The organism is Burkholderia sp. FL-7-2-10-S1-D7 (genome assembly GCF_001524185.1).
Taxonomy (GTDB): Bacteria; Pseudomonadota; Gammaproteobacteria; order Burkholderiales; family Burkholderiaceae; genus Burkholderia; species Burkholderia diffusa.
On record NZ_LOWY01000094.1, the window covers coordinates 37,570 to 47,748 of the forward strand.

Annotated in this window: 10 protein-coding genes and 1 tRNA gene; 4 read left to right on the forward strand and 7 right to left on the reverse strand. The window is 65.2% G+C overall.

From position 1 onward, the window contains the following. Positions 1-53 precede the first annotated feature (53 nt). The 4 genes from WS75_RS27885 to egtB form a co-directional block, all read right to left on the reverse strand. Complete coding sequence (locus WS75_RS27885; RefSeq protein WP_059685396.1) at positions 54-308, reverse strand: hypothetical protein; 255 nt, start codon at positions 306-308, stop codon at positions 54-56. A gap of 56 nt (positions 309-364) precedes the next feature. Next, positions 365-652, reverse strand: coding sequence for a hypothetical protein (locus tag WS75_RS27890; protein ID WP_059685398.1), 288 nt, complete (start codon positions 650-652; stop codon positions 365-367). Positions 653-899: 247 nt separating this feature from the next. Further along, the gene (gene egtD / locus WS75_RS27895; RefSeq protein ID WP_059685401.1) at positions 900-1,913 is read right to left on the reverse strand and encodes an L-histidine N(alpha)-methyltransferase; all 1,014 of its coding nucleotides are present in this window, start codon (positions 1,911-1,913) and stop codon (positions 900-902) included. Beyond that, positions 1,897-3,126: an ergothioneine biosynthesis protein EgtB gene (gene egtB / locus WS75_RS27900; RefSeq protein ID WP_059685403.1), complete on the reverse strand. Its 1,230-nt coding sequence runs from the start codon at positions 3,124-3,126 to the stop codon at positions 1,897-1,899. The genes egtD and egtB overlap by 17 nt, the downstream gene beginning before the upstream one ends. Positions 3,127-3,708: 582 nt before the next feature. On the opposite strand from egtB, the gene WS75_RS27905 reads away from it, so the two are divergent. Together WS75_RS27905 and WS75_RS27910 are read left to right on the forward strand one after the other, a co-directional pair. Beyond that, positions 3,709-4,185 carry a carboxymuconolactone decarboxylase family protein gene (locus WS75_RS27905; protein WP_059602222.1) on the forward strand — a complete coding sequence of 159 codons (477 nt, stop codon included), beginning with the start codon at positions 3,709-3,711 and terminating at the stop codon, positions 4,183-4,185. Further along, positions 4,185-5,066, forward strand: coding sequence for a sigma-70 family RNA polymerase sigma factor (locus WS75_RS27910; protein WP_059685405.1), 882 nt, complete (start codon positions 4,185-4,187; stop codon positions 5,064-5,066). The genes WS75_RS27905 and WS75_RS27910 overlap by 1 nt, the downstream gene beginning before the upstream one ends. A 177-nt stretch (positions 5,067-5,243) precedes the next feature. Here WS75_RS27910 and WS75_RS27915 read toward each other — a convergent pair. The 3 genes from WS75_RS27915 to WS75_RS27935 form a co-directional block, all read right to left on the reverse strand. Continuing rightward, positions 5,244-5,320 (reverse strand) — tRNA-Val (locus WS75_RS27915). Positions 5,321-6,675: 1,355 nt separating this feature from the next. Beyond that, positions 6,676-7,437 (reverse strand): anti-sigma factor family protein, encoded by a 762-nt coding sequence (locus WS75_RS27930; RefSeq protein ID WP_059685409.1) that lies wholly within the window; start codon positions 7,435-7,437, stop codon positions 6,676-6,678. Next, on the reverse strand, positions 7,434-7,952 hold the full coding sequence (locus tag WS75_RS27935; protein ID WP_059685411.1) for a sigma-70 family RNA polymerase sigma factor: 519 nt from the start codon (positions 7,950-7,952) through the stop codon (positions 7,434-7,436). The genes WS75_RS27930 and WS75_RS27935 overlap by 4 nt, the downstream gene beginning before the upstream one ends. Positions 7,953-8,109: 157 nt before the next feature. Between WS75_RS27935 and WS75_RS27940 the strand changes: the two genes are divergently transcribed. After that, a complete protein-coding gene (locus WS75_RS27940) occupies positions 8,110-9,198 on the forward strand; it encodes a catalase family peroxidase (protein WP_059685413.1) in 1,089 nt (362 codons plus the stop codon). Continuing rightward, positions 9,195-9,728: a cytochrome b gene (locus tag WS75_RS27945; RefSeq protein WP_059685415.1), complete on the forward strand. Its 534-nt coding sequence runs from the start codon at positions 9,195-9,197 to the stop codon at positions 9,726-9,728. Before WS75_RS27940 ends, WS75_RS27945 begins: the two co-directional genes overlap by 4 nt. The last annotated feature ends 451 nt before the right edge of the window (positions 9,729-10,179 follow it).

A 10,179-nucleotide genomic window follows, 5' to 3' on the forward strand; every position in this document is an offset into this window, starting at 1 on the left:
ACGAGCCGCCCTTTTTTCATTTCATCGATCCGGTTACGGCGGATCCGCGTGTCTTACTGCGCCGGCTGCACGCCCTGCGCGGCGGCCTTGCGCTGCGCCGCCATCTCCTGCTCGTGCTTCTTCGCCATGTGGTGGCCGACGATACAGCCGCCGACCGCACCGGCCACGGCGTGATGTCCCGCGTAGTGGCCGGCAACGCCGCCCACCACCGCGCCCTTCATGCAGCCTGCCGCGTGCGCGCTGCCGATCGTTGCGAGCGCAACGACGGCGGCCGCCGCGCATAACCTGATGTGTCGAATGGGGATCATGCGATCACTCTCCTCTTGTCGTCGTGATCAGTCGTCTCGTGAGCCGGCCGCCCGGTTCAGTTCCAGCGGCCGCGCCAGCCGTCGCCGTCATGCCAGGCGCGCTCGCGCCATTCACGGCGACGCCACTCGTGTTCACGCCATTGACGCGCACGCCAGTCGTCGTCGCGATAGCCCACCGGCGCGTACATCACCGGCGGCGGCGGCGCGACGTAGACCGGCTCGGGCGCCGCATAGACGCCTGGCACACCGATCCCGACCGACAGGTCGACGTGGGCCGATGCGACGCCCGAAGCTGCCAGCGCCGCTACACCGAGAACTGCACCGAGGATAAGTTTCTTGCTCATTTCGCGACTCCCTGCACGTGTCGTGCGTCATGTGACTACGGTTTGGAGTCTAGGCACCCGGCGCCGACACAGGTGAAACCGGTCTGCGAGACCGGTAACGGACGTTTACGGCGGGGCGCAAAGCCTTGCAGGACAAGGGTGGCGGGCGATTCGACACGCCGTTGCAACGGCGCATCGAATCGGTAAAGGCGGGAATTTTTGCCGGAAAACGCGCCGGCGCCGCCCGCTGCACGCGAATCGAACGAAGTTACGCGCGGATATCGTCGACGCTGCGCAGCCAGTGCACGCTGAACAGGTTGTCCGCGTCGGTCCACACGGTGTCGGGCTCGAAGCCCGCGCGGCGCGCGATCGCATGGAAGCCGTCGATCGTGAACTTGTGCGAGTTCTCCGTATGGATGTGCTCGCCCGCCTCGAAGCGGAACGCGTGGCCGCGCACGTGCACCGTTTGCGCGATATCGCTGACGAGATGCATCTCGATGCGCTGCCGTTCGCGGTCGTAGAACGCGCAATGCGAAAACGCGTCGAGATCGAAGTCCGCGCCGAGTTCCGCGTTCGCGCGGACGAGCAGGTTCAGGTTGAACCGCGCGGTCACGCCCTGCGCGTCGTTGTACGCGCGATGCAGCGTGCGCTCGTCCTTCACGAGATCCACGCCGACCAGCAGGCCGCCGCCGCGCAATAGCCGCGCGGCGTCGCGCAGGAACGCGTCGGCTTCCTCCGGCGAGAAGTTGCCGATCGTCGAGCCGGGGAAGAAGCCGATGCGCCGGCGCGGCGTCTCCGTCAGTTCGGCCAGTTGCTCGGCCTTCGTGTAGTCGGCCGCGATCGGCGCGACGTCGAGCCACGGATACGCAGCACGCAGCCGCGCCGCGGCGCCGTGCAGGTAGTCGGCCGAGATGTCGATCGGTACGTAGCGCGCCGGCGCGTTCGCGTAGTTATCCGCGCACGCGTCGAGCAGCACGCGGATCTTCTCGAGCGAGCCCGCGCCGAATTCGACGATGTCCGCGTGTGGGCCGACGCGCCGCACGATCTCGGCCGCGCGATCGCGCAGGATGCCGAGTTCCGTACGCGTCGGGTAGTACTCGGGCAGCTCGCAGATGCGGTCGAACAACGCCGACCCGGCCGCATCGTAGAAGTATTTCGGCGAAATGCTGCGCGGCGTGCGCGACAGTCCGTCGATCAGGTCGCGCTCGAACGCGCTCGGCCGCGAATCGCGGGCGGGTTGCAGGCCACCGCTCGTGGCCGTCAGATCAGACGTCTCGCGCAAGTCGCACTCCCGTGAATTGCCAGCGCGCGGCCGGCGGAAAGAAATTGCGGTACGTCGGCCGTTCGTGCCCCGGCGGCGTCGCGATGCTGCTGCCGCGCAGGACCTGCTGGCCGACCATGAACTTGCCGTTGTATTCGGCGGCGACTCCCGCGAGCGGCCGAAAGCCCGGATACGGCTCGTAGGACGAACGGGTCCACTGCCACACGTGCCCGAGCATCTGCTGCATACCATCCGCGCCGAATGCGGCTTCCCATTCGAATTCGGTCGGCAGGCGCGCGCCGGCCCACTCCGCGTACGCGGCCGCTTCGTAGAAGCTCACGTGACACACGGGCGCATCGGGCGCGAGCGGCTCCACGCCGTGCAGACCGAACGCGCGCCACGCGTGTACGGCGTCCGGCCCAGCGTCGTCGTCGGGAATCCAGTACGCGGGCCCTCGCCACCCTTCCCGCTGCACCGTCGCCCAGCCGTCCGACAGCCAGTATTCAGGGCGGGCGTAGCCGCCGTCGGCGATGAACGCCGCGAATTCCGCATTCGTCACGAGACGGTTCGCGATCTCGTACGGACGCACGAGCGCCGTATGGCGCGGCCGTTCGTTGTCGAACGAGAACGCGTCGCCGTCGTGGCCGATCTCGACGAGCCCGCCCGGCTGATGCAGCCAGCGCAACGGGCCGGCATCGCCCGCGGCCAGGGCCGCATGCCCATCGGCACGATCGAGCGGCCGGAACGCGGGCTTCAGCGGGTTGCACGAAAACGCATGCAGCATGTCCGTGACGATCAGCTCCTGATGCTGCTGTTCGTGATGCAGGCCGAGTTCGATCTCGGGCGCGATCGTGGCGAGCATCGTCGGATCGGCGCCGTCGAGCGCGCGCAGCATCGCGTCGTCGACGTACCGACGGTACGCGCTCACCTCGTCGAGCGACGGACGCGTGAGCAGCCCGCGCTGCGGCCGCGGATGGCGCGGGCCGAGCGCTTCGTAATAGGAATTGAAGAGGAACTGGAACGCGTCGTCGAACGGCGCGTAGCCATCCACGCGGCGCATCAGTACGACGGTTTCGAAGAACCAGGTCGTATGCGCAAGATGCCATTTCACCGGACTCGCGTCGGGCATCGACTGCACGGCCTGGTCTTCGACGGATAGCGTCGCCGTCAACGCGACGCTATGGGCGCGCACGTCCTGATAACGGCGCTGAAGCTGGGATGCAAGGAGGCTCATCGGTTTACCGTCCACGTCGCGATTCGCTGCGTTGCGTTGCCGGAAAAAGGAAAGCCTTGCGCTCGGATGCGCGCGGCTGGCGTGCGACCTTCATTGCTGCGATGTCGGGCAGCCGGCGCGCGCGCCGGGCCGCTGGTGCGGCGTCACGTCATCTGCCCGTGCAGAACAGTATGGGCCAGAAATGTGAACGTCGCGAATCGGATTTCGGGCGAAACAAATGCGAAAGACAAATGAAAGCACTCGCGCTTCGAGCGGCGGCGCTGGCGAACCGTCGATGCCCGTTGATGGCGGGGCTCGGCAGGCGACCGCAATGGGCATGCCTGCGCGTCGGCATGACCGCCACCTCATGACAGTCTCGCGGCACGCATGAAAGGTCGACGACACGCGTTCACCGGCGCAACGGCGTCATGCGGTCGATATCGGCCCCGATCCGCACGCTGGCATTACGGCCGTCGGTGCGATGTTCAACTGCCCTGCCCTCCGTGCGTTTCCCGGCTTTTGAAAAATTTTTCGCGCCGATGTCACACGCACGGGAGCCTCGCTCGTCATATCACCGGAACCCACACGAAAGGAGAAGGAACCATGACTGCGAAACTCAATCCGTTTGCCGCCGCCCCTGCGCTGATGAAGAACTGGATGGCCGTATCGGTTGCCGCTGCCGGGAGCCTCGAGCCGACGCTGATCGAGCTGGTCAAGATCCGCGCGTCGCAGATCAACGCGTGTGCGAACTGCCTTAACATGCACACCGTCGAGGCGCGCGAGCAAGGCGAGACGGAGCAGCGCATCAATCTGCTGGCCGCGTGGCGCGAAGCGCCCTGCTACACCGACCGCGAACGCGCGGCGCTCGGCTGGACCGACGCGCTCACGCGGCTGTCGGAGGGCCACGGCGCGCACGAAGCCGCGTATGCGGCGCTGAACGACCACTTCAGCCAGGAGGAACAGGTGAAACTCACGGTGATGATCAACGTGATCAATGGCTGGAACCGGCTGGCCGTCGGCTTCGGGCTGTGGATCGATCCGGCTGAAGCGAAAGCCGCTGCCGCGAAGATGGTGGCCTGATGACCCGCCTCGATCCGGCCGCGGGCAGCGCCGACGACCGGGCCGACGCAGCGGCGAGCTTCGATCCGCTGCGTCGCACGCTGATCCGCGTCGCGTACCGGATGCTCGGCTCCGTCGCGGACGCCGAGGACATGGTGCAGGAGGCGTTCATCCGCTGGATGGGCGTCGATCGCACGGAGGTGCGCGTGCCCGAGGCGTTCCTGCGTCGCATGGTGATGCGCATGTGCCTCGATCAGTTGAAGTCCGCGCGGCACCAGCGCGAGACCTATATCGGCCCGTGGCTGCCGGAGCCGGTCGTCGAGGAGGATGAACACGAGGACGTCACGCTGCCGCTGATGCTCGCGCTCGAACGGCTGTCGCCGCTCGAACGCGCTGCTTTCCTGCTGCACGACGTGTTCGGCCTCGAGTTCGACGAGATCGCGACGACGATCCAGCGTGACCCGGCCGCATGCCGGCAGCTCGCCGCGCGGGCACGCACGCACGTGCGCGAGGCGCGGCCGCGGTTTCATGTCGAGAAGCAGCGTGGAATCGAGCTGGCCGAGGCGTTCTTCGCGGCGTCACGCAGCGGCGACATGCGCGCGCTCGGCGCGATGCTCGCCGAGGACGTGAGCCTGCATTCGGACGGCGGCGGCAAGCGCGCGGCCGCGGGCAAGCCGGTGTTCGGCTTCGAGCGCGTGATGAAGGTCCACGCATACTTGGCCGAACTGTTCGCCACGCATGCGTCGAAGCTCGTGCGTGCCGGGTTCATCAACGGGTTGCCGGGTTTCGTCACGCTGGAGGCCGACGGCGAGCTGCAGACCACGGCGCTCGAGATCGACGACGGGAAAATCGTCGCGATCTATGTCGTGCGGAATCCTGACAAATTGAAGCATCTGCATTGATGCTCGACGAGCGGTTGCCGATTACCCGCTGCTTGCCGCTCGAAGCATCGCCCGGGCATGCACGATTTCGGCCGCAAAAAGAAAAACGCCACGCGATGTTGCCGCGTGGCGTTTGTATGTTGGCAAGCCGGATTGCCTGTAGGCAATGCGTGCTGCCAGACCCCTTCTTTTGTTCGTTGGTAGGCTCGATTGGATTCGAACCAACGACCCCCACCATGTCAAGGTGGTGCTCTAACCAACTGAGCTACGAGCCTAAGAAGCCGCGAATTATAGAGAGGGTTTTGGAGGTGCGCAAGTCCCTTTTGTGAAATTTATTCGATCGAGCATGGCGCGCATGAGCGGCGCACCGTGCGCGAAGCGAATTGCGATCGCATCCGGGTTGATCCCCACTGCGGGCTGCTTTGCTACGGCGCGGGCACGGTGCTCTGGATCTTCGCGTTGAGCAAGCCGGGCTCACCGTCGTGTATCCGTTTACCGCGCTCATGTTCGTGCTCGTCTTTCTGGCCGGAATCGTGTTCTTCGGCGAGCGTGTGTCGTACACGCAATGGGGGGCGTCGCCATGATCCTCGGCGGGCTGGCGCCGCAACTTATCCACAGCGTGCTATGGATAACCGTCCGGCAAGCCTCTGGATTCACAGTGGAACGATTGAGGATATGTCGCCGCGGCTGTGAATCGACGGAAAGTTGTTCTGTGATGCACAGCGATTTTCCTGTGCATCACCTGTGGTTATGCATTCCGTTTCATGTTGAAAATTCATGGTGTTACAGGAGTTATCCACTGTGAGGCGGTGGGCTTGTTAACTATCACTACGTATATATACGAACCCTGTTAACACCTTTGGATAAGCACAGTTCGTCGACTGTGATCCGGGAAGGATATGCACTGCGCGCGGTGGATGAATGACGCGAAGTCGAAGCCGGAGACCAGCCCGAACGCTCGCATCTGCAAAGTCGCCAGGTTCACGACAGGCCCCGTCGACGAGACGCTGGTGATGGATATTGCTGGCCGCGTAGCGCAGCTCATGACCGATGTGGCCGCGGTTGTACGAGGATCCGTTATGACAATCATGTCATCGTCGTACCGGAGGTGAGCTCGTGACTCGGGGAGCGGGATGACCGGATTGAATTTCGACAAGGTCAATCGGTGTTCCGTCCAGCTCGATATCGCGACGCTGCTCGGCCTGAAGACTCCGTCGTGGCGGAGTGCATTGTGGATATCGAGCAGTCAAACCACTCGAAGGCCTGTGCACTACACGGATTAGGAAATTGAATCCGGCGCAGATGTTCTGCGGTACCTTGCGGGTTGTGGATACCGCACGCCAAAACAACCCGAAACACTGTGCAGGCCGAAGCTGAGCGAGTCGACGGATGACCGCGCGCGGTGTCGACATGATTGATGTGGATATCCCGCTCCGCAGCGACTCGAAACCCTGTGATTCCGAACGGGCGAGGTTGCCGGTGTTGTTTCGATGTGGACAACAAACCGCGAAAGTCAGTCGAAACGCTGTGCGAGCAAGTGGTGACAGTAAGCACGCCCAAGTCAGGAGCCGCATCATTCGGGGCGTCGACGGACACCCACCGATTACCAGCCGCGCGCGCGTCGCACCACTCAAGTCTGCTGATCGAGCGCCTGCACGATCGCTTTCTGCGCGACGCTTCCGGCCGGCCCGACCACCGCGAAATTGAGCCCGTTCACCGACCCATACCGCGCGAGCAACGGCCCATCCACGCGTTGCCCGGCCGGCAGCAGCCGGTGTTTCGATTCCGCCGGCCGGAGATAGAAGCTCAGTGTCCGCCCGGCATCGTCCTCGTAGAGCACCATCGCGGCAGTGGCACCGCTGTCCGTCGTAAACAGCCGCCCGCCAACCGGCCTGAACCCGGCCGCACTCAAATCCGGCAGCCGCGCCGACGCGCCGACGCGTCTGGTGAGCCACGCTTGCAAATCTCCCGCACGGGTCGGCCGAAAATCCACCTTCGCGGCTTGATCGACGACCATCATCCGGTAAGCCTCGACCGCATCGCTCATCGGCGCGATCGGAGGCGGCGCGTTCCACTCATGCGCCTGCCACCCGCCAAACGTCCCCAGCCCGATACAGAACACGAACGAAGCCGCCATCGCGAACCGCATCCGCGAGCGCTCCGCACGCTTCGCCCGAATCGCAGCCGGATCGAGCTCAGGATTCCGACCGGGCATCCGCACGCTCTCGAGCGCGGCCCGCAATCGCTGCGCATCCTGCTGCCATTGCCTTACCTGTTCCGCACTCTCCGGATGCAGCGCGAGATATCGCTCGACCGCGGCGCGCGCGTCGTCGTCGAGCTGGCCGTCGACGTAGGCCTGGAGATCGTGTTCGTCGGGATGGAGGTGGTTCATTTCATCACGCGGAGAGAAGGAGCGGGAAGTTCGCCGTCGCTGAGCTGGCGCAGTGCCTGGCGTGCGCGGGAGAGTCGCGACATCACGGTGCCGATCGGCACGTCGAGCAGGTCGGCGACTTCCTGATAGGTGAAGCCTTCGACCGCGACGAGCAGCAGCAGGCTGCGCTGCTCGTCGGAGAGCCGGCCGAACGCCTCGAGCGTCGCGCGTGCGGCCACCTCACGTTCGGCGGACGGCCAGTGCGCTTCGTCGTCGTCGCGAATGCGGCCGAGCAGCCACGCGTAGCGCTTCGCACTGCGTTTGCCGTCGAGAAACTGCCGGTAAAGGATCGTGAAGAGCCAGCTGCGCAACGACGCGTCGTCGCGGCGGCTTGCCCAGCGCGACAGGGCGCGCTCGAGCGTCGACTGGACGAGATCGTCGGCGGCGTGAACGTCGCGCGCCAGCCAGAGCGCGAAGCGTCGCAGCCTGGGGATGAGTTCGCGCAATGCGTCGTCGTCGGGGGCGTTTGAGGGCATGGCCGGGGCGCGAGCCGATAAGCGTGGAGATGCCGCGTAGGACGCCGGTCGGCGTCGCTTATTCCGTCAGCATACGAAAAATTTCTCCATGGAATAAAGCGGCGCGGGTGGCGTCCTACACGCGTTCGACAATGATCTGATGATCGGGAGTGCATCCATGAAGCAATCTTCCTCTTCTTCGCCGCCGAGCGAACCCGGGCGCGGGTGGTGGCGCTGGGCCGTGATCGGCGGCGCGGTGGCCGGCGTGGCCGTGGCGTTCGGGTATGTCGGCGGCTGGCTTGCGCCGGCGCGTCTGACCCCGCACCGGCTCGTCGACGCGCTGCAGACGGCCGGCGGCGAGCATCCGGGCTTCCGGCGCAATCACGCGAAGGGCGTGTGCGTGACCGGTTACTTCGAAGGCAACGGCGCCGCGAGCGCGTATTCGGTCGCGCCGTTCTTCAAGGCGGTGCGCACGCCGGTGGTCGGGCGCTTCGCGCTGCCGGGCGGCAATCCGTATGCGCCCGACAGCAGCGTGCCGATCCGCAGCCTCGCGCTGAAGCTCACCGCACCGGACGGCCAGCAATGGCGGACCGGGATGAACGCGATGCCCGTGTTTCCGGTGGCGACGCCGAAGGCGTTCTACGCGCAGTTGCTGGCGACCCGGCCGGATCCGGCGACGGGCAAGCCCGATCCGGCGAAGGTGAAGGCGTTTTTCGGCGCGCATCCTGAAACGGCAGCGTTCCGCGCATGGGTGAAGGGTGCGAAGCCGAGCGCGAGCTACGTCACCGAAAGCTATTACGGATTGAACGCGTTCTACTTCGTCGATGCTGCGGGCAGGCGCCAGGCGGTGCGGTGGCGCGTCGTGCCGGAGCAGATGACGGGGGCCGGCGACGTCGCGACGGCCGCGGATCCGAACGTGTTGCAGCAGGACCTGACGCGGCGCATCGCGGACGGTGCGCAGAAGTGGAAGCTGCTGGTCACGCTGGCGGAGCCCGGCGACCCGGTGGACGACGCGACGAGGACCTGGCCCGCGCAGCGGACGACGATCGACGCGGGCACGCTCGTGCTCGATCGCGTGGAGCCGCAGGACAGCGGGCCGTGCCGGGACGTGAATTACGACCCGACGGTGCTGCCGCAGGGGATTCAGGTGTCGGGGGATCCGTTGCTGGCGGCGCGGTCGGCGGCGTATGCGGATTCGTATCTGCGCCGGACGAGTGAAGAGGCCGGCGTGGCCGGCGCGGCGCGACTGAGTGCGGAGGGACGATGATGAAGGCTACGACGACGTTTGGCTTGCCGGCGAGGTTGCTGCATTGGGTGATGGCCGCGATGATCGTCGCGATGCTGTTCATCGGGGTGGGGATGGTGGCGTCGGTTTCCGGGCGGCACGATTTCCTGGTGGCGTTGCACAAGCCGCTGGGAATTGCCGTGCTGGTGCTGGTTTGCGTGCGGATCGTGGTGCGGTTCGTGTCGAAGCCGCCCGCGTTGCCCGAGGATCTGCCTGGGTGGCAGAAGGTTGCCGCGCATGGGTCGCATCTCGTGCTGTACGCGCTGATGCTGGCGATGCCGCTGATCGGATGGGCGATGCTGTCGGCGGGCGGGTATCCGGTGACGCTGGGTGGCGGCGTGCAGTTGCCGGCGCTGGTCGCGGCCGATCCGGTGACGTTTGCCTGGCTCAGGGTCGCGCACCGGGTGTTGGCTTACCTGTTCTTCGTGACGTTCCTCGCACACTTTGCGGCGGCGCTGTATCACCGGTTGATCCGGCGGGATGGGGTGGTGAAGGCGATGGTGGGGCGCTGAGTGACGCAGCGTTACGCTCGATGCGGGCGAGGTTGCTCAAAGGCCATTTCGCCCGCATCGTGCCGAGTGGCTTCCATGAGCACCCATCGGGGCGGCTCGACGGTCCCGAGCCCGCTTGTAAAAATATTTTCACAAAGTGCTTGCGGAGACCGGGGCAGGTGCATAGAATCACGCCTCTTTCGCGCTAACGGAAACGCGGCGCGGGGGAAGAAAGGAAGCGGTGCGGTTGGGATCGGTTGTAGCGACTCCAGTGCACACGAAATTAAACCGCAGTCGTCGCAACGAAGTAGTTAAAAAAGTTGTTGACGAGTTTTAAAAAACGGTTAATAATCTCGCTTCTCTGCTGCTGAAAACGCGGCGCTGCTGAGAAACTCCAGGTTTCTCGCAGAAATGCTCTTTAAAAATTAACAGCCGATAAGTGTGGGCGCTTGATGGAAGCGAGCTGATCCTC

Coding starts and splice junctions, on each gene's coding strand:
- WS75_RS27930 (WP_059685409.1), bottom strand. CDS start 7,437: ATGAACCACCTCCATCCCGACGAACACGATCTCCAGGCCTACGTCGAC.
- WS75_RS27905 (WP_059602222.1), top strand. CDS start 3,709: ATGACTGCGAAACTCAATCCGTTTGCCGCCGCCCCTGCGCTGATGAAG.
- WS75_RS27935 (WP_059685411.1), bottom strand. CDS start 7,952: ATGCCCTCAAACGCCCCCGACGACGACGCATTGCGCGAACTCATCCCC.
- WS75_RS27940 (WP_059685413.1), top strand. CDS start 8,110: ATGAAGCAATCTTCCTCTTCTTCGCCGCCGAGCGAACCCGGGCGCGGG.
- WS75_RS27885 (WP_059685396.1), bottom strand. CDS start 308: ATGATCCCCATTCGACACATCAGGTTATGCGCGGCGGCCGCCGTCGTT.
- WS75_RS27945 (WP_059685415.1), top strand. CDS start 9,195: ATGATGAAGGCTACGACGACGTTTGGCTTGCCGGCGAGGTTGCTGCAT.
- WS75_RS27910 (WP_059685405.1), top strand. CDS start 4,185: ATGACCCGCCTCGATCCGGCCGCGGGCAGCGCCGACGACCGGGCCGAC.
- WS75_RS27890 (WP_059685398.1), bottom strand. CDS start 652: ATGAGCAAGAAACTTATCCTCGGTGCAGTTCTCGGTGTAGCGGCGCTG.
- egtB (WP_059685403.1), bottom strand. CDS start 3,126: ATGAGCCTCCTTGCATCCCAGCTTCAGCGCCGTTATCAGGACGTGCGC.